Source organism: Paenibacillus sp. CR_12 (genome assembly GCF_041953985.1).
GTDB classification, from domain to species: Bacteria; Bacillota; Bacilli; order Paenibacillales; family Paenibacillaceae; genus Paenibacillus_AQ; species Paenibacillus_AQ lautus_A.
In genome coordinates, this window is record NZ_JAVFHO010000002.1 from 451,736 (window position 1) to 477,749 (window position 26,014).

The 26,014-nt window shown below is 48.1% G+C and carries 24 protein-coding genes; 3 read left to right on the forward strand and 21 right to left on the reverse strand.

Annotation, left to right across the window (positions count from 1 at the left end):
• Positions 1–160 precede the first annotated feature (160 nt).
• Together RB297_RS05685 and RB297_RS05690 are read right to left on the reverse strand one after the other, a co-directional pair.
• Positions 161–1,057, reverse strand: a complete 897-nt coding sequence (locus RB297_RS05685; protein WP_375120001.1) for an RCC1 domain-containing protein — start codon at positions 1,055–1,057, stop codon at positions 161–163.
• 66 nt (positions 1,058–1,123) lie between these two features.
• On the reverse strand, positions 1,124–1,810 hold the full coding sequence (locus tag RB297_RS05690; protein ID WP_096773968.1) for a DUF6273 domain-containing protein: 687 nt from the start codon (positions 1,808–1,810) through the stop codon (positions 1,124–1,126).
• A 156-nt stretch (positions 1,811–1,966) separates the two neighbouring features.
• Here RB297_RS05690 and RB297_RS05695 point away from each other — a divergent pair, with 156 nt between their 5' ends.
• Positions 1,967–2,668, forward strand: a complete 702-nt coding sequence (locus RB297_RS05695) for a MerR family DNA-binding transcriptional regulator (protein WP_375120002.1) — start codon at positions 1,967–1,969, stop codon at positions 2,666–2,668.
• Positions 2,669–2,786: 118 nt separating this feature from the next.
• Here RB297_RS05695 and RB297_RS05700 read toward each other — a convergent pair whose 3' ends face one another.
• The 5 genes from RB297_RS05700 to RB297_RS05720 all read right to left on the reverse strand — a co-directional run bounded on the left by RB297_RS05700 (position 2,787) and on the right by RB297_RS05720 (position 7,066).
• Positions 2,787–3,536: an ABC transporter permease gene (locus RB297_RS05700; RefSeq protein WP_009592402.1), complete on the reverse strand. Its 750-nt coding sequence runs from the start codon at positions 3,534–3,536 to the stop codon at positions 2,787–2,789.
• Positions 3,537–4,298: an ABC transporter ATP-binding protein gene (locus RB297_RS05705; RefSeq protein ID WP_096773970.1), complete on the reverse strand. Its 762-nt coding sequence runs from the start codon at positions 4,296–4,298 to the stop codon at positions 3,537–3,539.
• A 208-nt stretch (positions 4,299–4,506) separates the two neighbouring features.
• Positions 4,507–4,848, reverse strand: coding sequence for a DUF1048 domain-containing protein (locus RB297_RS05710; protein ID WP_192571685.1), 342 nt, complete (start codon positions 4,846–4,848; stop codon positions 4,507–4,509).
• A 69-nt stretch (positions 4,849–4,917) separates the two neighbouring features.
• Positions 4,918–5,238 carry a PadR family transcriptional regulator gene (locus RB297_RS05715; RefSeq protein ID WP_015735658.1) on the reverse strand — a complete coding sequence of 107 codons (321 nt, stop codon included), beginning with the start codon at positions 5,236–5,238 and terminating at the stop codon, positions 4,918–4,920.
• Positions 5,239–5,632: 394 nt separating this feature from the next.
• The gene (locus RB297_RS05720) at positions 5,633–7,066 is read right to left on the reverse strand and encodes a family 43 glycosylhydrolase (protein WP_375120003.1); all 1,434 of its coding nucleotides are present in this window, start codon (positions 7,064–7,066) and stop codon (positions 5,633–5,635) included.
• Between the two features lie 267 nt (positions 7,067–7,333).
• On the opposite strand from RB297_RS05720, the gene RB297_RS05725 reads away from it, so the two are divergent.
• On the forward strand, positions 7,334–10,468 hold the full coding sequence (locus RB297_RS05725) for a hybrid sensor histidine kinase/response regulator (protein WP_375120004.1): 3,135 nt from the start codon (positions 7,334–7,336) through the stop codon (positions 10,466–10,468).
• Between the two features lie 129 nt (positions 10,469–10,597).
• On the opposite strand, the gene RB297_RS05730 is transcribed toward RB297_RS05725, so the two are convergent.
• Positions 10,598–11,503 (reverse strand): LysR family transcriptional regulator, encoded by a 906-nt coding sequence (locus RB297_RS05730; protein ID WP_192571682.1) that lies wholly within the window; start codon positions 11,501–11,503, stop codon positions 10,598–10,600.
• A gap of 143 nt (positions 11,504–11,646) precedes the next feature.
• Between RB297_RS05730 and RB297_RS05735 the strand changes: the two genes are divergently transcribed.
• On the forward strand, positions 11,647–12,666 hold the full coding sequence (locus RB297_RS05735) for an alpha/beta fold hydrolase (protein ID WP_096774576.1): 1,020 nt from the start codon (positions 11,647–11,649) through the stop codon (positions 12,664–12,666).
• Between the two features lie 102 nt (positions 12,667–12,768).
• Here the strand turns inward: RB297_RS05735 and RB297_RS05740 are convergent, their stop codons facing one another.
• From RB297_RS05740 to RB297_RS05800, 13 genes are all read right to left on the reverse strand, one after another.
• Positions 12,769–13,299, reverse strand: a complete 531-nt coding sequence (locus tag RB297_RS05740; RefSeq protein WP_375120005.1) for a GNAT family N-acetyltransferase — start codon at positions 13,297–13,299, stop codon at positions 12,769–12,771.
• Between the two features lie 76 nt (positions 13,300–13,375).
• Positions 13,376–14,164, reverse strand: a complete 789-nt coding sequence (locus RB297_RS05745) for a nucleotidyltransferase domain-containing protein (RefSeq protein ID WP_096773974.1) — start codon at positions 14,162–14,164, stop codon at positions 13,376–13,378.
• Positions 14,165–14,342: 178 nt separating this feature from the next.
• Positions 14,343–14,612 carry a 30S ribosomal protein S14 gene (gene rpsN / locus RB297_RS05750; protein ID WP_375120006.1) on the reverse strand — a complete coding sequence of 90 codons (270 nt, stop codon included), beginning with the start codon at positions 14,610–14,612 and terminating at the stop codon, positions 14,343–14,345.
• A 29-nt stretch (positions 14,613–14,641) separates the two neighbouring features.
• On the reverse strand, positions 14,642–15,823 hold the full coding sequence (locus RB297_RS05755; RefSeq protein WP_375120007.1) for a metal ABC transporter substrate-binding protein: 1,182 nt from the start codon (positions 15,821–15,823) through the stop codon (positions 14,642–14,644).
• Positions 15,810–16,676: a metal ABC transporter permease gene (locus tag RB297_RS05760; RefSeq protein WP_192571677.1), complete on the reverse strand. Its 867-nt coding sequence runs from the start codon at positions 16,674–16,676 to the stop codon at positions 15,810–15,812. Before RB297_RS05760 ends, RB297_RS05755 begins: the two co-directional genes overlap by 14 nt.
• The gene (locus RB297_RS05765) at positions 16,622–17,329 is read right to left on the reverse strand and encodes a metal ABC transporter ATP-binding protein (protein ID WP_096773978.1); all 708 of its coding nucleotides are present in this window, start codon (positions 17,327–17,329) and stop codon (positions 16,622–16,624) included. The genes RB297_RS05760 and RB297_RS05765 overlap by 55 nt, the downstream gene beginning before the upstream one ends.
• Positions 17,330–17,440: 111 nt before the next feature.
• On the reverse strand, positions 17,441–18,253 hold the full coding sequence (locus RB297_RS05770) for an AAA family ATPase (RefSeq protein ID WP_096773979.1): 813 nt from the start codon (positions 18,251–18,253) through the stop codon (positions 17,441–17,443).
• Positions 18,254–18,333: 80 nt separating this feature from the next.
• Positions 18,334–18,582 carry a type B 50S ribosomal protein L31 gene (locus tag RB297_RS05775; RefSeq protein ID WP_375120008.1) on the reverse strand — a complete coding sequence of 83 codons (249 nt, stop codon included), beginning with the start codon at positions 18,580–18,582 and terminating at the stop codon, positions 18,334–18,336.
• 261 nt (positions 18,583–18,843) lie between these two features.
• Positions 18,844–19,518: a stalk domain-containing protein gene (locus RB297_RS05780; RefSeq protein ID WP_096773981.1), complete on the reverse strand. Its 675-nt coding sequence runs from the start codon at positions 19,516–19,518 to the stop codon at positions 18,844–18,846.
• Positions 19,519–19,578: 60 nt separating this feature from the next.
• Positions 19,579–20,667 carry a HAMP domain-containing sensor histidine kinase gene (locus tag RB297_RS05785; protein WP_096773982.1) on the reverse strand — a complete coding sequence of 363 codons (1,089 nt, stop codon included), beginning with the start codon at positions 20,665–20,667 and terminating at the stop codon, positions 19,579–19,581.
• A complete protein-coding gene (locus RB297_RS05790; protein WP_096773983.1) occupies positions 20,660–21,355 on the reverse strand; it encodes a response regulator transcription factor in 696 nt (231 codons plus the stop codon). Before RB297_RS05790 ends, RB297_RS05785 begins: the two co-directional genes overlap by 8 nt.
• 263 nt (positions 21,356–21,618) lie before the next feature.
• On the reverse strand, positions 21,619–24,537 hold the full coding sequence (locus RB297_RS05795) for a hypothetical protein (protein ID WP_375120009.1): 2,919 nt from the start codon (positions 24,535–24,537) through the stop codon (positions 21,619–21,621).
• Positions 24,538–24,645: 108 nt separating this feature from the next.
• Complete coding sequence (locus RB297_RS05800) at positions 24,646–25,986, reverse strand: ABC transporter substrate-binding protein (protein ID WP_096773985.1); 1,341 nt, start codon at positions 25,984–25,986, stop codon at positions 24,646–24,648.
• Positions 25,987–26,014 lie beyond the last annotated feature (28 nt).

The following is a 26,014-nucleotide window of genomic DNA, read 5'->3' on the forward strand; positions in this document are numbered from 1 at the left end:
GGCGAAATCCAAATGTAAAGCGGCACCAAACATTCCATTTGGTGCCGCCTCTTTTTGCCTTGCTATTTAACCGTGACTACACATTCCGACTTCTTGCTGCAATGAATCTTTGTCAAAAGTCTATGATCCATTCCTAAAAGTTAAGCAATTAACATTAAAACTACCTGCCGGGAAGCTTGATGCCGCGCCATTCGCTTACATCGCATTGGCCATATTCATTATCACCCACGGCTACGACCGTGCCGTCCGATTGAAGGCCGAGCGTATGAGCGCATCCCGCCGCTACCGCTACAATATCGCGCCAGCCGCTTACATTGCATTGGCCATGCTGATTCCAGCCCTCGGCAAAGACCGTACCGTCGGATTTAAGACCGATGGTATGATAACTCCCCGCCGCTACCGCCACTATGCCGCTCCAACCGATTACATCGCACTGGCCGTGCTTATTTAAACCCACGGCGGCCACCGTGCCGTCCGATTGAAGCCCGACGGTATGAAGGTAGCCCGCCGATGCTTCCACGATGTTGCGCCAGCTGCTTACATTGCATTGGCCGTACCGATTATTCCCCACGATCGTTACCGTCCCGTCCGCTTTTAGACCGACCGTATGCCAGTCACCTGCGGCGACCGCAACGATGTCGAGCCAGCCGCCTACACTGCATTGACCTTCATTATTTCGTCCCGCAGCCACCACTGCGCCGTCGGATTGAAGACCGACGGTGCGACGCCAGCCTGCCGCTACCGCAACCATATCGCGCCACCCGCTGACATCGCATTGATTATGCTTATTCCAACCCACGGCCGCCACCGTACCGTCCGATCTAAGACCGATGGTATGAGCATTCCCCGTATTCGTTGCCATATGGACATTCCCGGCCGCGACCGCTACGATATCGCGCCAGCCGCTGACATCGCATTGGCCATAATGATTATCTCCTGCGGCCGTGACCGTGCCGTCCGATGTAAGAGCCGCGGAATGACGTCGACCCGCCGCTATAGTATGTTTGGGCCACCGTTTTACTTTGAACGCCGCTTCTAGTTGGGAAGTGCAATCCATGTCTTACCTCCTCGAAAAGTGTGAGTTTCGATATTTCTTCCGGAAAGTTCTCCTATTCCATTTCGATTATGATAGATCCAAATTTAAAGCAGGGCGTACGCCATAACCCTCAATACTGTTATTTCCGTAGCTGCGAGCACTGCAGCCTGTCCCTACAAAATACGCACGCGAAGGCTTGTTTCCTTGCGTCCGCAGCCACCACCAGGAACAGCCGGCTTCTTTGCCGTCTATGATCATATAGTTGTCTTTGTTCGTTTTATCATATACGTATAAGCTGCATCCATCGGGCTTAATCGTTTTGGCATAATCGGTTCCGACAGCGCGTCTCCAATCCTTGCCGTGAGTCTCAGATACATCGTTTAGTTCGGCAACGCTGAGCAGAAAAACCTTATCCTCCGTATCCGGGCAGCCTTTTCCGTTGTCCGTGCAATGCGTCGTCTTGATGAGTTCTTTCTCCGAAGCATTGAATGCGACGTTATAGAATTCATGATTCAGCCACTCGCGCAAGTCGCAGTCATGCCAAGATATATCCATGCAATCACGCCACGTCAGATCCGCACGCTTGCCGTGATACCTTTTGCAGTCCAAAATATATTCGCACAATACCAACAGCTCGCTCCCTGAGTTTTGAAGAACACGCCAAGTAATCGCCCGTTTTTTGCCGTCCATAGACTGCGGATACGTGCCGAACGTAATGAATTCGCCGGCCTTTAGGTTGCGATATGACGCTAAAGCATAATTCCCTTTTTCCATGACCTTTACCTCCTCCATGTTGCGTTCCTGCTTCGATCATATAACATTCATGCAAGATTTCGCTTGATATACCGGGAATCCTTGTGGGGAGGGTCATTGTCTCTTATAATATTGTTGCCGTACTTTAGAGTTTGACTTTAAGGAAGGTGCACGCAAATGGACAGAACCTTTACACCGAAACAGATGGCCAAGAAACTTCAGGTCAGCACCACTACCTTGCGAAGATATGAAACTCTCGGCTTGGTGCCTGACGTACCTCGGACTTCAAGCAACAGAAGATATTACACGCCGCTCCATGATCAAGCTTTCCTTGCCTTACGATCCTTGGTCCAAGGATTCGATCTGCCTATCGCCTACGAGGTCATGAGTTTATTAAAGAAAGGTCATGTTGAACAAGCACTTTGGATGATCAATGTGCAACAGTACAACATCCAGGTAGAGAAGCAGCGAGTCGAGGAGGTTATGAGGCTCATCCATCAAACGGATTTCTCCAAGTATAGAAATATTCAGGTCACGGATGAAATGAAAATCGGGGAGGTCGCCGTGATCGCTGGCGTTAACCCCTCCGCTATTCGACATTGGGAAAAGGAGGGACTTATTCGCGCTAAGCGTAACGTGGAAAACGGATTTCGAGTCTTTACGTCCCAGGAATTAAAAAAGATTATAGTGCTAAGCAGTTTAAGGAAAACCGTCTTTTTCATTGAAAGCATGAAACAGCTGCTTGAAGCTTTAGAGACACATGATCTAACTACGATTGAACGCTCCTTCAAAGTGGCTCTTCAGAAGCTGAATGAGCAACTGGAAAAGCAAATGAACGGCATATCCGAAATGATGAGATATATACAATTTTTCAAGTGAAGGCATTTACTTCAAACAAAAAAAGCCGCATTTCACGCGGCTTTTACAGTATCCATGGCCATTCTGTTCGATGAAAGATGTTACCTGTTCTCCGATCATCTGAGGAGGCTAGGTGTATTTAACCTAACTGGCGTTTAAAGGCTTTATTAGCGAAAAAGTAAGCGATGACCATGATGCCGACGCACCAGGCAAGCGCGATCCAGATATCGTTGCCGACAGATCCTTCATGCAAGAGGGCACGAATCGCATTCACGATGGAAGTCACGGGCTGGTTCTCAGCGAACGCACGCACAATTTTAGGCATGGTTTCGGTAGGGACAAAGGCCGAACTGATAAACGGCAAGAATATCAGCGGGTATGAGAAGGCCGTCGCCCCTTCCATCGTCTTTGCTGTCAAGCCGGGAATGACCGCCAGCCATGTCAGCGCCAGCGTAAACAACCCGAGTATCCCTGTTACCGCGAGCCAATCCAGGATATTAGCGCCGGAACGGAAGCCCATCAATAGCGCGACGAGGAAAACCACCACGACCGTAAGCGCATTGGAAACAAGCGATGTCAACACATGAGCCCACAATACCGACGAGCGCTTGATCGGCATGGTAATGAAACGCGCCATCAGCCCGCTCTTTACATCTCCGAACAGCCGGAAGGCAGTATAAGAGACGCCGGATGCGATAGCCATCAGCAAGATTCCCGGCAATAAATAATTGACGTAGTTGGCCGTGCCTGTCTCTATGGCGCCGCCAAATACGTAGACAAACAACAGCATCATCATTATCGGCGTAATCGCCACCGTGATAATCGTATCCGGGCTGCGCATGATGTTGCGCATTAAACGCCCCAATAATACCCCTGTTTTGCTTTTCATTTACATTTCCTCCTTTTTGCCGATGATTGCAAGGAAAATTTCCTCCAATGTCGGCTGCTTCTCGATATACTCTACTTTTGCCGGCGGGAACATCTCTTTGAGTTCGGCTAGGGTACCGGTCGTGATGATTTTTCCGCCATGCAGGATGGCGATACGGTCCGCCAGTTGCTCTGCTTCCTCCAGGTACTGGGTCGTCAGCAAGATGGTCGTGCCGCTGCCGGCAAGCTCCTTGACGGTATTCCAGACTTCAATTCGTGCTTCAGGGTCAAGTCCTGTGGTCGGTTCGTCGAGAAAAATGACGGCTGGACTCCCGATCAGGCTCATGGCGATGTCAAGCCGGCGCTTCATCCCGCCTGAATATTGGTCCGCTCGGCGGCCCGCCGCATCGGTCAGGCTGAATTTGGCAAGCAGATTGTCAGCGACTTGCGCAGGATTGGGAACTCCCCTCAGCTTGGCGATCATAATGAGGTTTTCCCTTCCTGTGTTCATGCCGTCTATAGCTGCAAACTGACCTGTCAGGCTGATGCTCTGGCGAACATGATCCGGTTGACGTTGGACGTCAGAGCCGCAAATGCTCGCTTCGCCGCCATCGGGCTTCATCAGCGTCGAGAGGATGTTGACCGTCGTCGTCTTGCCCGCTCCATTGGAGCCCAGCAGCGCGAAAATTTCGCCGCGCCGCACTTCAAAATCCACCCCTTTTAAGACTTCCTTGTCTTTAAAGGATTTTTTTAACCCTTTTACTGAAATCGCCGCATTGCTCATATTTTTTCCTCCTTATAATAAGCTCGATTAGGCCGCGCTTGAGAATTCCGAAACTTACGGTTAATTGCCTTGAGGGCTAAATTAACGCAACTAGTTAGTCTGACTGATATTCTGTACTACTTACTACTGGACTAAAAATATAACTGAATAGCGAAGGTGGCAATTCACACGCGTAACCAGCTAATCAGTCGGTATTATTGTAATGAATTTATTTCTTCCCCAATCGTTTCATGATGCTCTGATTCAAATCTTCACGATACTTCGTGACATAGGTTTTAGCGTTAGCAACCAGCTCGTCGGCAAAGGATGCCACGTCGTCCCCCGTGATTTCCAGCACTTGTCTGCCTTCCGCCGCACCGGCTTCGAACAGCTCAATTAATTCATACTGCATATGCAGCATATCCATCCCGTTGCCTGAGGAGAAATTCCACATGTAATTTTGAATCTTCTTAAATACATACTGGTAGTCTTCTGGCAGGGCTTCAACGCGCGCCATCATCATCTTGTATTCTTTTTTATCGCCGATCATTTTTTTGAATATTTCCATCATGTTATGGTTCCTCCTTTTTTATAAAACCGAACCCGACAATCCATTTATCGGTCGGAATATCTTATGATGCTACGTCGACTTCAAGACGTTGATTTTTGATGATACAAAATCCCACTTTTCCCAAAACAACTCAAGTTCCTGGCGGCCCGCTTCATTAAGCGTGTAAAACTTGCGGGGCGGTCCCATGTCTGACGGTTTTTTTTCGATGTTCACCAGTTTCTTCTTCTCTAATCGCACGAGAATGGTGTAGACCGTCCCTTCCACGACTTCGGTAAACCCAAGCTCGTTCAATCGGCGGGTAATCTCGTAGCCATAGGTTTCATGGCGGCTGATAATTTCAAGCACGCAGCCTTCCAGCGAACCTTTCAGCATTTCAGTTAAATTTTCCATGTTCAAAGCCTCCTCTTTTTCGTCCCTCCTCTATTTAGTCTGACCAATATTCAGTACAACATAGTACTAAGGGAATGTTTTACCTAACAGCTTTTATAAATCGAACTATTTAGTATTACTTACTACAGGTACATTGTATTACAGAGTAGATGGAGTGTCAACTGTTTTACTAAAATTATTCTCCACATTCCGCGGTTCGGTATTTAGTGTGACATATTACCGGTATATCGTAACACAAGGTAGCTGGTTTTTCAACTTGATTGGCTTTTTCCTTGTAAAGCAGGATCAACCTGACGCTTCCCCAATTATTCACACTTTAGTCCTCCATCCTTGATTTTAGATTCTTTACATGGCATGACGAGGACAATCAGGTCACTGCAAGCCATACTCATATTTACAACTTCTGATAGATAAAGTTTTTAAACGTAACCTCGCCGGAACCTTTCGCCCGGAGAGCGATTCGCAATGCAAGAAATCCGCCCAATGTGATATGATGCCAGCCTGAGGTTTCGAATGAATGCTCAAATTTATGCCATACCGATCCATCCGCACTGTAATAGAAGACGACTTCATGCTCGTTATTTTCAAGACGAACGATGACACGCCGATGCGGAAAAGGCTTTGATGGCGTCTCCCAGCCGCGAATAATCCCATAAAGCCCCTCTTGGGATATGCCGAATCCGCTATACGTCGATCCATTATAGAACAATAACAACTGGGCTTCCGATTCTTCCGAGAGCTCAATCTCCACCTGTGCCACGTACGAATGGTCTTCCGGCATCATAACCAGGGGCGCCGGCTCGGGAGCAGCTTGGATCGTTATCGCTTGCTTCTGCAGCGTATATTGATTATCATTGCTGGATTGATACCAGCTCCACGGATACCCCAGCCCGCCGGACGCTTCTTGAAATTCACCGTAAGTCATGCCATGCGGAACGGCATCTCCCGGCGGTTTTGGAATAGCTTCATCTGTATTGCAATGAAGCGGGACGCGGAACCATCCGTCCTCCGTCCATTCCAGCGGTTCGAGCAGCGTTTGCCTGCCGAGTGTGTAGTACCCTTTTTCGTACGCATGATAAACGATCCACCAGCCGCCGTCCGGGGTGTCAACCAATGAGCCGTGACCTTTGGAGCACCATCGTTCATTCCGGCTTTGCGTTCGAATAATCGGATTGAGGGGAGAATGTTCATATGGCCCCCATGGCTCTTTGGATCGCGCAGAAGCGACCATATGGCTAGTCGAAGGCCCCGATGTCCCTCCTTGCGCCACAGTAAGATAGAAATATCCGTTATGAAACGTTAGCTTGGGAGACTCCATAAAGTTTCCTTCCACGACCCATTCCTTCGGAAACGGCCAGCCATCGTACACTTTGCGCGGAGTGCCCACAGCCGACAAACCGTCCCCAGCCAGTTCTACCATATAACCATCGCTAAAAAACAAATACCGGTTACCATTGGAATCCGCGACATGTCCCGGGTCAATTCCTTGCACCCCCACCTTTTGCGGATCACTCCAAGGTCCGTGCGGATGCGTCGCCGTCAGCACCATGATCTCTTCATTGATGGGAGCATAGATATAAAACCGGTCTTCATAGTATGTCAAATCAGGCGCCCATACATCTCCGGCATAATCGGTTAACGCTTTGGCGATGGGTTCCCAGTTCACCAAGTCTTTAGAGTGCCAAATCAATAACCCTGGCGCAAACTTAAAACTGGAGTGCGTCATATAATAATCGTCTCCGACTCTGACCACGCTTGGATCCGCATAATCACCGGCCAAAATCGGGTTTCTATACGTGCCGTTTCCCAAATCTCCGCTTGCTTGCATGATCAAACTCCTCACATTCCATGATGTTATGAACTGTCCAAAATACAATTATAAGGGGATCGAAATGACCGGACCTTGATTATTCTGTCATGGATTAGCATGATTGAGACATTGCTGGCCGCGAGTGCTCTTCCGAGTTCATTCATACAAATCATTTTCGGCAAAGGATATAAGTCCGAGGCCTTATCAACCTAACATATAGTGCTGTACGGCTATCCTATTTTTGCGTATATTGGGAAGTAAGACTTTTATAAAGGAACGTGAACGGTGACCACCATACTCGCAAAGAAACACCAACGATTTCGAATCATCAAAATACTCCCGCATATTGCGGCATTTGTCGTTTTTTTGAGCATGCTACTGGGGATCCGTTGGCTCTGGCTTGAAACCTATGCCCCTCCTGCAGATCAACCGAAAGTCTCTAATGGCATACTCGATTTGAGAGGCTGGGATCTGTTGGGCTCAAAATCCATCAATCTGGACGGAGAGTGGCAGTTCTACGCCGACATCCTGGCTAAAGAACAGGAAATGAAGCCGTCTCATGAGTTTTCCTACGTAAATGTACCTGGAGACTGGAATAACAATCGTACGAATAAGGCAAAAACTTCGTTTGGCAGCGGAACATACAGGCTTCGCATATTGCTGGATCGCCCGCTTTCGGCCCCTATCTCGTTCTGGATCCAGGAGATTCAATCCGCCGCTACCGTGGACGTCAACGGCGAAACGGTAGCTTCCATGGGAAGGACGGGCGAGCCCGGCCAAGCCTCCTATCTGCCGAACCGCACCTCTTTCGTTGTCGATTATGTTCCCGACCGGGATGCTCTCGAGCTCGAACTGATCATCCGCGTGGCGAATTATGAGCATCCTTACCTAGGCGGAATCGCAAAGCCGATCAAGCTGGGATCGCACCAGGCAATCCAGGATGAGCACGGCGTTTCCGTTGATCTTCAGCTGATTATGTTTGTCGTCCTGATGCTGCACGGACTGTACGCCTTCATTCTATACATATTCAATCCGCGGGAAAGGTCGCTGCTCGATTTTTTCCTGCTGCTAGTATCGGCCGCTTTAACCGTTGTAACATCACACGATAGTCTCCTGTTGAAATGGGTGCCTTTAAACTATGAATGGGAGGTCAAAGCAACCTTTCTCTCCTATTCGTGGCTGTCGTATTTCATATGGAAGCTGAGCCGCACCTTTACCGCCCGAAAACGTAACGTGTGGTTTATCACATTCAGCACGCTTCTGGCCCTATATACGGTCGTGGTATTTGCCGCTCCTGTGTCTTGGGTTCACTGGCTCGTAGAATACCGGGTGTTCGGCGCCTTTTACCTGCTGCCGATGCTGATGTCGCTGTTCCTGTTTACCCGAATGGTCTTTAACAGCCAGGATGATTCCATATTCCTGCTGCTGTCGGCCAGCGGCGTGCTGGCAAGCGCCGTATGGGGGGCGCTTAATAAATATTGGGAGCTCCCAGCCGTGTATTATCCGGTGGACGTGCTCGCGGCCATCATCGGGTTTTCGGCCTATTGGTTTAAGCGATACTTCCGCAACCTTCATCAAATCAGCAAACTCAACGATAAGTTGAAGCTCGCGGATCAAATGAAGGACCGGTTCTTGGCCAACACGTCTCACGAGCTGCGCACGCCGCTGCACGGAATCATGAATATCGCCATAAGCCTTGCTGAACGGGAGAAAGAAACCCTCGGCAAACAGAGCAGCGAGGATTTGAACCTGTTAATTACGGTCAGCCGTCGAATGTCGCATTTATTAAATGATCTGCTGGATGCCGTCCGTCTTCAGGAGAAGCAAATTCAGCTGCAGCCGAGCCGGGTTTCCCTGGTTTCCGTTGTGAACGGGGTATTCGATATCGTAAAATTTATGACGGACGGCGCGCCCGTTCAGCTCAAGATGAATATCCCCGAAACCCTTCCTGCCGTACAGGCGGATGAAAAGCGACTCGTTCAAATTTTGCTCAATCTGATTCACAACGCCATCAAATACACGGAGAAAGGCTCCGTTACCGTCTCCGCCTTTACCAAGGGCAGTAAAATGACGATCACGATAACGGATACAGGGATCGGGATGGACCCTCAAACGCTAAACCGTATTTTTCTTCCGTACGAACAGGGGAATCAAGGGTTAAATGACGCGAAGGGGATCGGTCTAGGGCTTAGCATCAGCAAGGAGCTCGTTGAGCTGCATGACGGCGAGCTGACGGTCGAATCGGAATTAGGGAAAGGAACGACTTTTGCATTCACACTCCCGCTTGCGGACACAAACGCAGAGTACTCTGCTTCGCAGCAGGTTCCCGTACCCGCTGTAGACCCAGCTGTCTACAAAGAACTCGCAGCCAGCTGGGACGTTGCAACAGAAGGTACCCCTATGCAGGTACCAACTAGGTTATTGTCGAAAGAGCATCCCGTCAGTATCCTGGCCGTGGATGACGATCCTGTAAACCTGCGCATCCTTGCCGGCATTCTTTCAGCAGAGCCGTACAACCTGAATGTCGTTGCCTCGGCAGCCGAAGCGCTCGAGCTTCTCGGCTCGCAGCCGTGGGATCTCCTCATAGCGGATGTCATGATGCCGGAGATGTCCGGCTACGAGCTCACCCGCACCGTAAGGGAGCGCTTTAACGCCTCGGAGCTGCCCGTACTGCTGCTGACGGCTCGAGGCGAATCGGCCGATGTGTATGCCGGCTTCCAATCCGGCGCAAATGATTATGTGACGAAGCCGGTTGATCCTGTAGAATTGAGATATCGCATCCATTCCCTGATCACGCTGAAGCATACGGTGGATGATCGCATGCGCATGGAAGCAGCGTATTTGCAGGCACAGATCCACCCTCACTTTTTGTTCAACACCTTGAATTCGATTATGGCGCTTAGCGAAATGGACATCGATCGCATGCGAAGCCTTGGCGAGGCTTTCAGCTCCTATCTGCAGATCAGCTTCCATTATCGGAATCAGGATCGATTGGTACCGCTGCAGCAGGAGCTTGAGCTTATCCAAGCCTATTTATACGTAGAGAAGGAACGATACGGGGAACGCCTTAACGTGACCTGGGAAGTTGATTGGAATATCAATATCCTCATCCCGCCGCTGGCGATCCAGCCATTATTGGAGAATGCGGTTCGGCACGGCATTATGAAGAGGGCCCTTGGAGGCACGATACGGGTCAGAATTGCGATGCAAGAGGACTTTATCGTTGTTGAAGTGACGGATAACGGGCTTGGCATGGAACCCGACCAGGTTGCCCAGCTGCTGAATGCACCCGACCATCGTAAAGGCGGCATCGGTCTCTACAACACGAATCGTCGTCTGCTCCAAACCTTCGGCTGCGGGCTGGTCATCAAGAGCACGATGAATCAAGGCACTACGGTTTCTTTTAAAATTCCGATATAGCTCCCATTACATTCTTTATTAAAAAAAATCCCAACCTCAACATGTTGGGATTTTTTATAAAGTGGGTGAGTACATTTACAGGTGAAGAGCGGCCTCTTACCGGCGCAGAGGACATTCTTCACCTTGTTCCTACGGCCTATTATCCTCCTCTGTTGCAAGAAGTTCCCTTGCCGCTTCTATGAACGACATCATGATTGGTGAAAGCCACTTGTCCTTATGCCACAACATTTGTGTATACACGTGCAAATCCGGAATTTGCCATGGAAGGGCAACCAGTTCCCCTCGTTCCACTTCGGCTTCCGCTACGATTTCAGGAAGAAAGGCAATGCCGATTCCCGAAATGGCACATTGTTTAATGGCTTCGGCACTTTGAAACTCTAAATACGTAATACTGTCAATGCCCTCTTTTTCAAAGGACCGGTCAAACATGGTTCGATAGGGACACCCCTTTTCATTCGTCAAGAACACTTCTTCGTGAAAATCTTCGAGCCGCAGCACAGTCCGTTTTGCGAGCGGGTGGTCTGGAGCGGCGAATAAGCGGAACGTTTCTTCCAGCAAGGGTTCCACGGCAAGTCCGCTTGAGCGAATGGGTTCGTCCAACATAAAGACAACGTCCGCGCTTCCTTCAAATAGTGTTTGTTTGAGCTCTTGATTGGGAACGGAGCGGAAGATGAGACGCACGCCCGGATGACGCGAACGAAATAACTGAAAGACGGCCGGAAGCCGATAGGCGCAAATCACCTCGTTGGCACTGATCGTTAGGGTGCCGCTTAGAACCTCGTTGTCATGAACGACGGTTTTAGCTTCTTCCAATTGGTCAAGAACACTCTGGACATGTGTTAAAAATCGTTTACCCGCCGTTGTGAGTACGAGCTGCTTGCCCAAACGGTCAAACAGGCGAACCCCCAGCTCATCCTCCAATGCCTTCATTTGCATCGTGACGTTGGAAGGAACGTAACTCAGCACTTCCGCAGCACGACTGAAATTTAATGTGGACGCCACCGTGCGGAACGTAATCAGTTGGCGTAATTCCATATACGATGCCCCTTTTACTTTCAATTTTATTGAATACTGTTTTGAATTCTATTCACTTTTATTGAGAGTATCATGACTCTATACTGAGTACAAGAACGACATTCTAAATATATGGATTCATTTTGAAGGGAGCAAACGATATGATGGATTATGAAATTTTTGATTTGGGTGACGTAACCTTGCAATCCGGAGTGACGTTACCGGACGCTTTTCTTGCCTATAAGACATATGGACGATTAAATGAGAAGAAAGATAATGTCATCGTCTATCCAACTGCTTTTGGAGACCAGCATATACAGAATGAATGGTTGATTGGAAACGGAAAGGCCTTAGATCCGCGTGAATATTTCATTATCGTTCCAAACCTGTTGGGTAACGGATTATCTTCCTCCCCCAGCAACACGCCTCCCCCATTCGACCGGGCTCATTTTCCGCAGGTAACCATCTATGACAACGTTAAATTTCAGCATCGGCTGGTGACCGAAAAATTCGGCATTCACAAGATCGCTCTTGTCGTTGGGTGGTCCATGGGAGGCATTCAAGCATTCCAATGGGGTGCGAGTTATCCCGACATGGTGGAGCGAATCGCCCCTTTTGCCGGCGTTGCCAAGACTTGGCCCCAAACGTACGTGGTCCTGGAAGGAATGAAAGCTCCGCTCATGGCTGCAGTCGGCTTCGATTCAAGCAAACTAAACAAGTTGACTTCCGCAGACATGCGCGCCGTCGGCCGCGTCTATGCCGGGTGGGGCGTATCGCAGGCGTTTTATAGAGAGGGACTTTATCGTGAGATGGGTTTTGACTCTTTGGCAGAATTTATGGAGGGCGTCTGGGAAGACAGCTTTATGAAGATGGATCCGCACAATGTCCTGGCCATGTTATGGACTGGTCAACATGCAGACATAAGTGCGAACCCCTCCTATGAAGGAGATTTCGATAAAGCGCTCAAAAGCATTTCGGCGCTTGCCTGCATCATGCCGGGTAGCACGGATCTCTTCTGCCCGGCCGACGACAATGAATACGAGGCCAATCTTATACCTCATGCTCTATTTAAGCCCATTGAGTCGATCTGGGGTCATTTTGCCGGACGTGGAATCAACAGCGCCGATAATCAATTTATAGATGATAACTTAAAACGCTTGTTAGCGCTTCGTACAAACGAATAGAACATCAATAGCTGAGGTCACCAGAGCTTGCTGGTCGACCTCTTTTTATCCATCGCCCTCAAGCCCGGACTAGGATGGGTAAAATCTCTCAATGCAAAGAGTCTATAAGAATATCCAGAATCGTCTTACAACGTTCTCATTCTCCTCCACATACTCCGACTCAAACTGACCACCATTCTTCAGAATCGTTTTTTCCGATGCCACATTTCCTTTATCGCAAACCAGCAGCACTTTGTTTAGTCCCATATCTCTCGTGATTTCAAGGGTTAATGCTAAGAGTACGGAAGCATAGCCCTTTCTTCTTTCCGACGGACGTATTCCGTAACCGATATGCCCGCCGCTATTCAAAAGTTTTTCATTAAGTCTGTGTCTAATATTGACTGCACCCATTACTTTTTTTGAATAGCTGTCGATAAGCCAGTACGTAGAATGTGGGACAAAGCTCTTGTTCTGTAATTTCTCCTCTGTATCCTCCGCATATAAAAATTCGATCATGGAATCAAAATCAGAAGGATCTTTCCTCACTACCCACGGGGTAATATCCTGTTCATCCGACATCCAATCTTCGTAAAAAGACAGATACTCCTTCTTATATGCAGCTGAAGGTTTCACCAACTCAACGGAGTTCGACATTACACCATATCCCATCTGTTAAAATTTATGTAACTCCTAGTAAAATGCGTTTACCTTTATTGTCGTCCGACCTTTTTTATTGAAGTTTGGCTGAATAGACATGGTCAAGAAACTCGATAGAGATGCGTTCTGCTTCCGTTTTGGTTACAATTTCCGATGCCTGGCGTAAATTTTGGTACAACGCTATCGAATTCTTTAAAGCCTGGTAGCAACTATCAAAGTTGTGGAGGGAAATCGTTCCTTTAAGCTCCTCTAATTCCTGGACACCGTATTTCTCTAATTTTCGAACCCCTCGCGGTTGCTGGCCGTTACTCATGAGAACGAGCGGCCCCAAGACGGCGCTTCGCATAAATGTTAAAAGATCTATTACTTCAAACAACTCGCCTCTCCCTAGTTTTGTTGCACCGTAATGAACCCATACCCAAAAGCGGTCTTCAATCCATTGCGGATCAGGGTTAGGAAAAGACATCGTCGTTTTGTTCAGTATCGTTGTAATGTCAGAACCTCTCTCCCATAGAATTCTCGGATCTTCGATTCGAGATTCGAGCTCTTGCGGCTGTACAAATTTGAGGTCGACATGAAGCGGATCGGGGCCGTATAGGCAAATAACCAAACGAGGTTCACCAACATGCTCCCCGGTGAATGCCGACAGCAGGTTACCCAGCCCTTCCGCAATTTGAAGCCGTTGTTCCATGATCTCACTTCGGAATTCATTACGATAAACCACAATTAAATCTAAATCACTGTACTCATCCATAGCGCCGTGCACCATAGAACCGCCTGCGAGCAAACCTGCAAATCGTTGATCTTGGCGAAAATGCGCTATTGCCTGTTCAATGAATCGTTCATGCACGGGTAACCTCATACAAAACACTCCTTAAATGATGACCCATAAAATGGGTATTATTAAAAAGTAACATTGAAGCAATGCGCGTGTCAATCAAATGAAATCCAATTTGCGAAATATGAAAAAAGCCGCAGTTTATGCGGCTTATCCATGTTTATCTGTTCTTGTCGTCCAACAATAGCAGTTGACAAGGTAGTTACCAGCTGGACTTCGTTATACCAGGAATTTGCCCCTTATGGGCCAACTCCCGAAAAACAATGCGTGAAACGCCAAATTTACTGATATAACCTCGTGGCCTGCCGCTAACCGCACAGCGATGATGAAGCCTGGTCGCGGAAGAGTCGCGGGGCAGTTTTTGGAGCGTTGCATAGTCGCCCTTCTCTTTCAGTTCCTTACGCTTCTGCGCGTATTTAGCAACCATCTGTTGTCTTTTCCGTTCTTTCACGACTTTCGATTTTTGTGCCACTTGGAACACACCTCCCTTCCTATTCGCGATTATTCATTCAAAGCCTGTGCTAAAGCGTCGAGATTTTGTCGCATAATGGCAATGTAATCATGGTTATCCGCGATATCTTCCTCGGTTAACCCTTCGATCGGATTAAGGACGGAAGTCGAAGCCCCGATCTCAGAGGCTATCGTCTCTGCAACGTTTGACGACACAAGCGTTTCAAAGAATATCGTTTTTACATTGTGCTCCTTGGCAAATTCGATCACTTCAGCCATTTGAGAAGCCGAGGGCTCTTGATCCGGAGACAAGCCTGCAATCGGCACTTGAGTCAAACCGTATTCTCTGGCTAAATACCCGAACGCAGCATGCTGCGTAATGAAGTCTTTTCGTTTGGTATTTTTCAGCCCGTCTCGAAACTCCTTGTCCAATGCCTCCAGTTTACTAACATAAGCATCTGCGTTTGCTTTGAATGCCTCTTGATGTTCCGGAGCAGCTTTGGCCAAACCTGCCTCGATGTTGCGCACTTGTTTGACAGCCATGGCCGGCGAGAGCCATACATGCGGATCCAGTCCACCGTGGTCATGGTGATGCCCCTCATCCTCATGATCATGGGCATGCTCATCGTGGCTGTGATCCCCCTCTTCACCATGATCATGGGCATGCTCATCATGGCTGTGATCGCCCTCTACAGCATGATCATGGGCATGCTCATCGTGGCCGTGATCGCCCTCTTCACCATGATCATGGGCATGCTCATCGTGGCCGTGATCGCCCTCTTCACCATGATCATGAGAATGACCGGTACCTTCCATGATCTCTATTCCCTTACTGGCCTCAATGGCAAATACCCCGGTGCCTTGGATGCTCTCCAGAACCTGATCCACCCAGCCTTCCATGCCGGCGCCATTATACACCAGCACATCGGCATCGGAAATTCCCGCCATGTCCTGGGGTGTCGGCTCCCAATCATGCGCTTCAATACCCGGAGGAATTAAATTCTCCACATCTGCCAGATCGCCCGCTACCTGTCTAGTAAATTCATACATGGGATAGAAGCTGGTTTTAACTTTCAGCTTTGTAGTTTCCGTTGTGGAGGCATCTGTCGCTTGGTTATTGGCGGAGGAAACGTTTCCCTCATGAGTAACCGTCGAATTTCCCGAGCCGCAGCCTGCAATAGCCAATACTGCGGATAGGGATAGTAGGGTTAATACTCGCTTAAATCTCTTCATAATTCTTATGACTCCTATTTCTATTTATTTTTTGTATCGACCTTCGATTTTGTAACCGAAGTAATTTTTGAAAGATTACGGCCATGATTAGAAATCCTAATAGAATCAGGGCAATGGTACCTCCTGGCGGCGTATTGAGATAGTATGAAGCAGCAAGGCCCGAAAAAACACCACTCAACCCAACAACGACGGCGATCCCCATGGCTGCTAAAAAACCTGTTGCCATCCGCAGTGCGATCGAGGCCGGCAGCACAATTAACGCCGAAACCAACAGCACGCCGACTACCGGCATGGCGGCGGCAACCGTCATTCCCGTAAACACGGCGAATAAAAAAGACAGGAGAGAGACACGCATACCGGATGCCGCAGCGGTCTCCTCATCAAAAGCAAAGTTATAAAGCGGCCGGCGCAGTCCAACAAAAAAGATCATTCCCACTGCTGCTACCACCGCAATAAGCCGAAGCTGCGTATCGCTAACCGCAACAATCGATCCGAACAAATAGGAGCTGAAGCTCTTGCTCAGATTTTGATTCAAGCTCATCAGGACCACCGATAGAGCAAGCCCAGAGGTCATAATAATGGCAACCGGAACCTCGGTGTATGTACGATACACTCTTCTAAGCTGTTCAATCACAAGTGCCCCGATCATAGCCATTGCAAAACCGCTGAGTGCGGGATTCAGTTTCAAGAAAGAACCCAATGCGACTCCCGCCAAGGATACATGAGAGAGTGTGTCAGCCATGAGAACCTGGCGCCGGAGCATTAAAAACACGCCCAGAACGGGACCGATCACGCCGATCAGGCCTCCTGCCCAAAACGCGCGCTGCATAAATTCGTAACCGAGCATCGCCATCCCTCATTCTCCTTTCGCTCCAATTGGACGACCTGGTCCAGATATGGACCGATTTCATCAAGCGAATGGGTGACCATAATGACCGTGCTGCCTTTGTCCTTGACATAATCGTTTAATAGTCGGTACAGATCCGTACGACTCGACACATCCATCCCTGTCGTAGGCTCGTCAAGAATCAACACCTGCGGCTCCTGGGCCAACGCTCTGGCAACGCATATTCGCTGCTTCTGCCCTCCCGATAACTCGCCGATCCTCCGATAACGATATTCCCACATCCCCACTTCCTTCAGGCTTCGCTCAACGATCTCATGATCTGCGGATGTGAAACGTTTGAACAATCCAAGTCGTCCGTAGCGGCCCGATCGTACAAGCTCAATCACTTTACTGGGAAAGCCAGCGTTGAACGAGGCCACTTGCTGCGGAACATATCCAACAGATATCCTGGATCCGTCCTCCAATACTCGCTTGAAAACGATGGACCCGCTCCAGGGCTTTATCAAACCAAGCATCAATTTCAGCAAAGTTGATTTTGCGGCGCCATTTGGACCGGATATACCGATGAATTGTCCGCCATGAATGTCGAGCGACAAATTCTCAACGACAGCTTGATCCCCGTATCCAAACATAACGTCGCGCATGGAAGACAATAACATATCCCCATCTCTTCCTTCCTTGTGACAGAAAAACTGTTTTATTCAGCATGAAACCCGGTGTATCCTAAATCTAATCCCTTTTCCAACTCGGCAGCATGACAGCCGTCCCACTTAAACCTTTGCCAGATCAGGGTTATATTCATCATAGGAATCTTTTATATGGCTTCTTAGCAGCGGCTGCCGTTCAATAATGGCTTTTCGCTTTGCTTTCAATACAATTTGCTCCATGTCGGCAAAGCTGCACCCTTCAAGCAGGTCGCATGCCTCCGTCAACGCTGACGCCTCACACCGGAAATCTCCGAGAAGAATTTCGATATAATGCTGCCTTCTGCCAAAGTCCGGCAGGGAATACGTCATCTTCGTGTCGAACCTGCGCCATATTGCCTGATCCAATTCCTTCTCCAAATTGGTGGCCGCCATCATGATGCTTTTGTCCCCAAAATCATCCAGACACTGCAGCAATGTATTTACGGCACGGGCCATCTCCTTCACTTCATCGTTGCTGTCCCTCGTCCTGGCAATGGCATCGAACTCATCAAGGAAAAGAACGCAGGGAAATGTGTCTGCATATTCGAAGATTTTGCGAATATTGCTCCCCGTTTCGCCCAGATGACTATGGATGATAGCATCCAGTCGAGTCAGAACGAGTGGAAGCTCCAGTAGGTTGGCCATATAAAAGGCCGTTAAGGTTTTACCTGTTCCCGGAGGACCGTACATGACGATCTTGTTAGGTATCGGTACGTGATGCTCTTCGAATTCCTCCCTCATCCCCAAAATGGCTATAAACTCATCCACAATTCTCTGATTGAAATCCGGCAAAATCAAGTGCCTCGCTTTTTTGCCGCACTCCTTAGGTGAATACACGGTTGCCATATCGATCCCTTTGGCACGCGGAATACGCTGGCTTGCATTGCTTTTGCTCATGATCAACTGCTGCTCCTTCACTGCATAAATCGAGTATCATGACGTGACCGTTCTTTCTCTGATTCGGTACGTTAACCTCTCTACCGTTTATAACTTAATCGTTTCTTGAACTTATCGACACGCCCGCCGATTTCGGTATTTTTCTGCTTGCTCGTAAAGAAAGGGTGTGAAGCCGAACTGGAATCTACGCGAATCACGGGATAGGTTTGACCGTCTTCCCACTCCATCGTTTCTGTCGAAGTCTTGGTGGAGGCACTGAGAAATGAATAGCCCACGCTCGCGTCTAGGAATATGACTTTTTGAAATGTTGGATGTATCCCTTTTTGCATGGTAATGTTCTCTTCTTTCCGAGCCGATCGACTCTGTATTATTTGTTATTCGTAATTTTTACGATTAACGTCATGGATGAATATTAAAATATAAAATCATTTCTGTCAACTCTCGGCTCCATACTGAAAAAATCGTTTCATTACTCTTGGGCATAAAGAAAAAACCGCATACCATGAATGGAATGCGGTCGGACTATGCGATCATAAAGGCGTAAAGTCTAATTTGATAGAGTTCTAAACTAATCTTTAATCGCTTATACCCTAGCCGTCAGTAATATGTACAACAAAAGCATACGAGGTGAATCCTGCCTTCCAATCCGAATTCACTAAAATCGTATAAACTCCCGGTTCCGTTGGCAGCTGTAAGCGCCGATTCACCACCATCATGTCAACAAACTGCTCGGTTTCATTGCCCGTATCCATGACGTTAAATACCGTCAATCTGTCAGGCTCCAATCCAGCCGGATAGGTTATTACAAGATTAGAGTCCGGCTTCACGCTGACCGGCGGATACCGGGCTTCGGTTACCCATTGCCCTACAGAGTCTTTTACTTCCAGGCATCCATTCCAGCAAGAGCTTCCCTGTAGCAGCGGAATCTCCTGCATCCAAACGCTACCATCCTTGTATGTGTTCTCATAAGCAATGGATGGAACGGGTGCCTCTACCTGTTCATCGAATGCTAAGCTTTGCTGTTTGATCGTGATTAATTCCTTCTCCTCATCGTAATGAACTTCAGCATGCATTTCTTTCCCTACAAGGCGAAGAGGAACGTAGACGTTTCCGTTGTAGTTAATGACGGGCAGTCTTGCTGATATGCCATTGATCACAAATTTTCCGGATGTCAGGAAGTCGATCGAGGAGCTTGCGCCATAAGCCACCAGACCGATAACGGCTAACAAACCGAACCATATCCATACCAAAACATATTTCCGCAAAAAGCATCTACGCTCCTTTCCTTAGTCAGTCATATCAGTTATTTATTCAGATATTGGCATTCATCGCGGCAGCCTTACTTCAAAAACTGTACGAAGCAAGCTGCTGTCGGCCGTGATCGTGCCATTATGCTGCATCATGATATTTTTCGAGATAAATAAACCGAGGCCTGTGCTGCCCTCCCGATGAACCCGGGACGCATCGCCGGTATAAAACATGTCGAATAGATGCGGCAGCTCGTTCGGATGGATGCGATCCCCATAATTGATTACCTGGACCACCGTTTCGTCTGCTTCAAGGAAAGCGCGGATATCTACAAACTGGCCGTCGCTGCCGTACCGTATCGCATTGGTCATTAAATTTTCAAATACGCGTGCCAGCAAGTCGCCATCTCCCGAAATGATCAGATTAGGCGTAACGTGCAATCGAGCTTCCAGTTTATTTTTCTCAAGAGCCGGAAGCAATTCTTCACTTAACTGCGTCAGCAGCTCGCTTAAATTGATCGGCTGTTTATCGACAGGCAGCATACCGTAATTCATTCTCGTGATTTCGAACAATTCGTCTATCAGCCTCTCCAGGCGCTTAGACTTCGCGAAAGCAATGCCCGTGTAATGCCGTACCTGTTCTTTGGTCAATAATTCGTCCCTAAGAATGAAATCCAAATAACCGATGACGGAAGTGAGCGGCGTTCGCAAATCATGAGCCAAATTCAATATCAGCTGATCTTTGCTGCTCTCAGCAAAATCTCCTCTCGCCACCGCTTGCTTCAGCATCTCTCCCGTCAGATTAATATCCGCCGCGATATCACCGAACTCGTCCCGGGACGAAACCGAAACCCGCTTGTCGAAATCGCCGCTGGCGAGATGACGAATCCCCGCAGAAATTTCACGAAAATATGCCACATAAGGCTTCGTAAGCAGGAAGAAAAACAAAACCGCCAACGGGATAAAAAATATCAGAAAAAAATTAATATCCCCGACCGTTCTTATGAACAAGCGGACATAAGCCAGCGGATCCTCGAATTTGACCTGTGTTCGGTAATAATATTGCAGGATTTTATATAGTGCGTACATGATGATGCCGGATATGATCATGCTGAAGCCGAACAGCACGATCATTTTGGAGCGGAAGCTTCGTATCAAATTAGCCATTGAACGTATAGCCTACCCCCCAAACCGTTTTGATCAGCTTATTTTTGTTCGTATCATCGCACATCTTTTTTCGCAATGTTCGAATATGGACCATAACCGTATTGCTTGTTTCAAAGTAGGCCTCGCCCCATACGTGTTGAAAGATATTTTCCGTACTAAACACCTTCTTCGGGTAACTGGCCAATAAGTACAGAATGTCAAATTCCTTAGGCGTCAGCTCGATCGTTTCGCCGTATAGGGTCACAACTCGCTGATCGGGGTATATGACCACTCCTCCTGCTTCCAGGGCGGGTTTGCCGGAAGTCGCCGGCTGGTTCATCTGCATATAACGGCGAAGGTGCGCATTCACGCGAGCGATCAACTCCATCGGGTTAAAGGGCTTGGTCATATAGTCGTCTGCGCCTCTCACCAGCCCGGCAATTTTATCAAGATCGGACGTTTTCGCGCTCAGAAAAATGATCGGCATATGATTGCGTTCCCGAATGTGCTGGATCACTTCATAACCGTCCAGCTTCGGCATCATAATGTCCAATATCGCTAAATCGACGGAATGCGCTCGAACGGCTTGCACCGCCTCCTGCCCGTCAGCCGCTTTCAGGACATCATAACCTTCTTTTATCAGGTGCAGCTCGATCAGGTCCGCTATTTCCGCCTCATCGTCCGCAATGAGAATAGTAATCCGCTTCATGGTATGTATCCATCCTTTGCATATCGTTTACGTAGGAACATGATTGAAATTTAGGACAATAAGAAGGAGGTTCGTTAACACTCCATTACGCTTGTAAGCACCTTCCGACTATAGCTTACGTGGAAAATCTTAAAAATTCTTTTAGAATAATTAAAGAGTTATTAAATTGACAAACCAAACGGAAAGAAGTATATCAAAAACACCCCCGAATCTCCTCATTCTTCAGGGGTGTTGTCTTCACTGCCAGTGTATTGGTGATTCTTTTAATCGGTACCTGGCCTGTTGGCCTGATTCTCTTCATACATGATTGGATAGCTTTGACTTCCTAGCAGCATTCTACGTCCTTGGAACTCGTCATACAGATTGATTCGAACCGCCCCTCCACTCACGATTTTACTGAAGTTGCTATTCAAGCTAATGGAGTAGGATTGATTGTTGCCGATGGTCAAATCGGTACCGAGTGTTAACGTCTTCTCTGTGGATAGACCGTTTGGATCAATCAGCTCCATGATGAGTTTATGGTCATAAGGACCTGCCTCGTAATCCCCATTCCTAGAGAGATTATAATGAATAACGGTAGTGAGCATATCTTTCCCTGCGCTAAGCGTACCTTCTCCTCTCGTGATGGTTAGATGGTACGGAAACAATTCCACATTTTGCAGATTCGTTGCCGGATGCGTAACTTTAGGGTTAAGCGCTAAACCCACCGTATTGATAGATCCCGTTGATTCTTCCCCTAAATTTGTCATTTTTCCGTTCGCTACGCCTTCCCCGACAAATAAAACAAGCTGGGAAGCATTCACATTCTGCGGAAGCTTGCTCCAAATGGTCACAAGATTCTTTCCATTGGGACTTGTCTTTTCGGATGATTGACTAATCTTTGCCTCAAAAAACTCGTTGTCCGGTGTTTTATAGTAAGCAACCAGCTGCGCCTGTTTGGATTGGCGTGTTTCCTGACTCGTCATCACCAGTTCCGTATATATTAGATTGGAGCCGTTGTCTTGGTATACGGTCGTCAAGCGTTCCCGGACTTCCGCTTTCTTGCCTGTCGTATGGATAAGATAAGATTCGCCTGCAGCCACCTGTTTCATGACATTGTTGAGCGAATGGGTATTCAGCGACAGAAATTTGTGAACATCCTCTCCTGAAGTTTCCTGCAGATCGACTTTGAGCTGATTGAATGAATAGGAATACGGTACATTGGCAAGCACATACAGCTCCATGGTTTCATTCGGCGCCAGAGTTGTTTGATCATTCGGCACTACCATTTGGGACGTATTGCTGAGATTGCGCATGCCTGCCTTAACTGCAGCTTTAAACTCAGGCAGCGATACGGTCGTCGATTGGGTATTGCGAATGCTGATTTGGGCTACAATTTGATCCACATCTCCCAGCGGCACACGCTGATATGAGCTTAGTTTGACGCCGAATGTTCCATGAGCATTTTCGACGATGTTTTCTACACCCAGATGACTTTTCCCCTCAGGGGCATAAGGAATTTTATAGTGGGCAGCCGGGAAGCTGATCCTCCCCTCCACAGCCGGCTCTGTCAATTGCAGCTGCAATTGATTCTGTTTCATGTGCAACGGCACATCTGCACTGAGGTCGATAAGCTTCTCTTCCAGCGGCTTCAGCGTTACATGGTCAAGCGCCTTCGTATTCACCGGGATGCTGTAGCCTTCATCCGTGAGGATGGAAAGCTCATAAGCCGGCAGCTTCAAGGATTTATCACCGAGATTTTTAACGCGGAATTGAAGGTTCCATTTGCCGGTATCGTTCTCTGCAAATACCGAAGCATGTTTCAGCTGCGTCTCTATCGTTTGATGGTTCACCGATATGTTTCGGATGGCATAATTCGCCGCAGGCACATCAGCGGTAACACCCGGAAGTTTGAAGGTTTTGACCGGAAGCAGCTTGTTCAGAGCCTCGTCTTTCTGCGTGAATTGCATCGTCATTTGGTCTGTTTTAAGTTGGGACGGAACCTCTGCCAGATAAAACACCGTTCGTTTTTGTCCTGGCTGGATCCTGAAGCTGCCCCCTGTGACATCCTCAGGCGTAAGATCGAATACCGAGCCGCCGGCCGACTTCAGTTGTACTGTATATCCGGGATCACTCAGCACCTTCTTGCCTCCGTTTGCAAAATGAACCCCCACTCTCAAATACACTTTTCCATTATGCTTCATTCGCTTCACACTTTCCGCCTTGACCGTAACAGGCTGTTGTTTCATAATCAGCTTTGCGCTTTTGCCCTTGGCCACGGCGAAATCCGTCGCTGCCGCCGGAAGCTTGAACGTTTGCACAGGAATACTGATCTTCAATGCTTCGTCCTCCTGCGCCAGCTGCAGTGTCATGCCGTTCGTCTTTATCGTGGATGGGATCTCCGCCCAATAGAAGATGATGCTGCTCTCCTGAGGCTGCAGCTTGTATCCGATGCTGGCTGAATCGGAGGTGAGCTCAAATACCGAGCCGCCGGCCGACTTCAAATATGCCTTATACCCGGGGTCGCTTAATGCCTTTGTCCCTCCATTCGTGAGCCTGAGTCCTAATTTTATAAATACTTTTCCATTGATGGTATACCTCTGCAAGGTATCCGCCTTGGCCGTAACCGGAAGATGATTCATCGTGATCTTCTTGCTCTTTCCTGTCGGAACTACCGAAGAGTAATCGGCCGGAACGGTGATCTGCCCCAGTTTTTTCTGATAGTTCGCGCTGTCAAAATCCCATCCGAACAGGGAAACCTTGGCTCCGTTGACCTTAGTTGATTTTCCAACGTTTACATAATACGTCACGGAGAGGCTGCTGTTCGCCGGCACCGTTCGTTTAATCGCGTCACTCGTAACGTTCTTGCCTTTTCCCGTTGCCCCACTAGGCATAGAAACTTTGGAAAAATAATCGATAAGATCTACTCTACTGCCGCTGCTGTTACGATAACGAAGCGTATAGACCAAAATATTCCCGTCTGGCTGAGTTAAAATATCCATCCCCGTCAGCTTCACGCTGACGTTCTGCTTCAATGGAACAGAGCCCAGTTTATCTAATGCCATGCTGGACGCGACTGCAGCTGCTGATTTAGAAACAGAGTAGCCTGTTGCGGATGCCCCATACGCATCAAGGGCAAACCCATGACTTAACATCGCTGCACCAAGCATGATGACCGCGCATGTCTTTTTTGGTCCGTGCATAATGTACCTCCTGTATAAAAAGAAAATCAAAAAGCCTATTCTCCGTTGTCCCTCTTCTGTGAAATAGGGAGCAGCGCACAAATGTGAGCCGCTTCCTGGATGATCCTCCTATTCGTTTAAATAGGTGGTGACCCGGTTCTGGATCAGCTTCGCCACTTCTTCTGCCGTTTTCTGTCCGCTGAAGTACGCCATAGACTCTTCACCGGCAATCGATATGACTTTACTGTCCAGATCGACGTATTGATCCGCGGACTGAACAATTTGTTTAAACACGTTGAATTGTTCGTCAGATACTTTGGCCGGCTGCCCGTTCGGAAGTGTATAATCGCCGCTCCCCACCTTTTCCTGGAGGTCATTGATCAGCTTTTCATTCACGGATTTAAGCATCGAGAACCCTTCTCTTTCCTGCAGTAATTGTGCTTCTTCAGACAATAGGAAGGAAATGAACTTCCAAGCTTCTTCTTGCGCTGGCGATTTGGCATGGATCGCGAACCCGGATGATGTAAAAACCCTCGCGCCTTTTTGACCCGCGGTTTCTCCCGCTCGGGGTAACAGCATGATCTTTGGATGATCAAATAGCATATATGGGCCTTCGATAAATTGAAGCGGCGACAATATTGGGGTAGAGCTGAACAATTGATTGCCCGGCTTTGCCTCGTCGGATGTAATGATCTTGTCATCATTCATTTTCATGGCTTGCTGGAGCAAACCCACAAATTCCGGAGAGTCGAACGATGCCTCTTTGGCTGTCGTATCAACAAATGCAGCGTAGTTTTCATATAGCATCTCCTGAAAGAGGTATTCCGGCGGGTAGGACGCTAATGCATAAATCTCATCGGTACCGCTCTCCTTTGCCTTTTGGATAACTTCCTTTGAAACCTTCTCGAACTCCTTCCAATCCCAGGTTTTATCATCGAACGCCACATTGGCGTTGCCCAGCATGTCCCCATTACCAACCAATACTCTCAGGGAGTATCCCAAAGGGATGGTATACACCCCGTCATTCAGTTTCAGACCGTCCACAATATTCATTTGCAAATCGTCTTTATGGAGCGTCTGGTCTTGCTCCAGCAAATCATTCATATTGAGCAGGAAACCTTTGCTCACATATTCTTTAACAGGCAAGCCGCCAACTTCAATGATATCCATGCCTTTGCCCGATAACATGGCTGTATTCGTTGCAGTACGATACTTCTCGAATTCTCCAGGTCCCCATTGTTCACCCATGCTTTTATATGCATGGATCTGCAGGTCGATATCCGGGTATTTTTCTTCGAACTTTTTTTCCAGCGTTTGATAGAACGGAGTCGACTCTGTCAATGACAGGGTAAGCACCGTCTTTCCCTCTTTCGTTGCGGGCTTATCCGCGTTCCCGCCTTCTCCTGGGCCGCAAGCGGTTAAACTCGCGATTAAAGCCCCCATAGAAATAAGTAAAAGCCATTTTTTCATCGTATGATTTCCTCCTGATATGTTCTGA

What these genes read in the sequence shown, in the direction of transcription:
- RB297_RS05745 (WP_096773974.1), bottom strand. Translation starts at nt 14,164, where the DNA reads ATGAGGTTACCCGTGCATGAACGATTCATTGAACAGGCAATAGCGCAT.
- RB297_RS05695 (WP_375120002.1), top strand. Translation starts at nt 1,967, where the DNA reads ATGGACAGAACCTTTACACCGAAACAGATGGCCAAGAAACTTCAGGTC.
- RB297_RS05770 (WP_096773979.1), bottom strand. Translation starts at nt 18,253, where the DNA reads ATGAGCAAAAGCAATGCAAGCCAGCGTATTCCGCGTGCCAAAGGGATC.
- RB297_RS05790 (WP_096773983.1), bottom strand. Translation starts at nt 21,355, where the DNA reads ATGAAGCGGATTACTATTCTCATTGCGGACGATGAGGCGGAAATAGCG.
- RB297_RS05735 (WP_096774576.1), top strand. Translation starts at nt 11,647, where the DNA reads ATGGATTATGAAATTTTTGATTTGGGTGACGTAACCTTGCAATCCGGA.
- RB297_RS05715 (WP_015735658.1), bottom strand. Translation starts at nt 5,238, where the DNA reads ATGGAAAATTTAACTGAAATGCTGAAAGGTTCGCTGGAAGGCTGCGTG.
- RB297_RS05775 (WP_375120008.1), bottom strand. Translation starts at nt 18,582, where the DNA reads ATGCAAAAAGGGATACATCCAACATTTCAAAAAGTCATATTCCTAGAC.
- RB297_RS05685 (WP_375120001.1), bottom strand. Translation starts at nt 1,057, where the DNA reads ATGGATTGCACTTCCCAACTAGAAGCGGCGTTCAAAGTAAAACGGTGG.
- RB297_RS05760 (WP_192571677.1), bottom strand. Translation starts at nt 16,676, where the DNA reads ATGGCGATGCTCGGTTACGAATTTATGCAGCGCGCGTTTTGGGCAGGA.
- RB297_RS05730 (WP_192571682.1), bottom strand. Translation starts at nt 11,503, where the DNA reads ATGGAATTACGCCAACTGATTACGTTCCGCACGGTGGCGTCCACATTA.
- RB297_RS05740 (WP_375120005.1), bottom strand. Translation starts at nt 13,299, where the DNA reads ATGTCGAACTCCGTTGAGTTGGTGAAACCTTCAGCTGCATATAAGAAG.
- RB297_RS05705 (WP_096773970.1), bottom strand. Translation starts at nt 4,298, where the DNA reads ATGAGCAATGCGGCGATTTCAGTAAAAGGGTTAAAAAAATCCTTTAAA.
- RB297_RS05690 (WP_096773968.1), bottom strand. Translation starts at nt 1,810, where the DNA reads ATGGAAAAAGGGAATTATGCTTTAGCGTCATATCGCAACCTAAAGGCC.
- RB297_RS05800 (WP_096773985.1), bottom strand. Translation starts at nt 25,986, where the DNA reads ATGAAAAAATGGCTTTTACTTATTTCTATGGGGGCTTTAATCGCGAGT.
- RB297_RS05755 (WP_375120007.1), bottom strand. Translation starts at nt 15,823, where the DNA reads ATGAAGAGATTTAAGCGAGTATTAACCCTACTATCCCTATCCGCAGTA.
- RB297_RS05785 (WP_096773982.1), bottom strand. Translation starts at nt 20,667, where the DNA reads ATGGCTAATTTGATACGAAGCTTCCGCTCCAAAATGATCGTGCTGTTC.
- RB297_RS05795 (WP_375120009.1), bottom strand. Translation starts at nt 24,537, where the DNA reads ATGCACGGACCAAAAAAGACATGCGCGGTCATCATGCTTGGTGCAGCG.
- RB297_RS05700 (WP_009592402.1), bottom strand. Translation starts at nt 3,536, where the DNA reads ATGAAAAGCAAAACAGGGGTATTATTGGGGCGTTTAATGCGCAACATC.
- RB297_RS05765 (WP_096773978.1), bottom strand. Translation starts at nt 17,329, where the DNA reads ATGTTATTGTCTTCCATGCGCGACGTTATGTTTGGATACGGGGATCAA.
- RB297_RS05720 (WP_375120003.1), bottom strand. Translation starts at nt 7,066, where the DNA reads ATGCAAGCAAGCGGAGATTTGGGAAACGGCACGTATAGAAACCCGATT.
- RB297_RS05710 (WP_192571685.1), bottom strand. Translation starts at nt 4,848, where the DNA reads ATGATGGAAATATTCAAAAAAATGATCGGCGATAAAAAAGAATACAAG.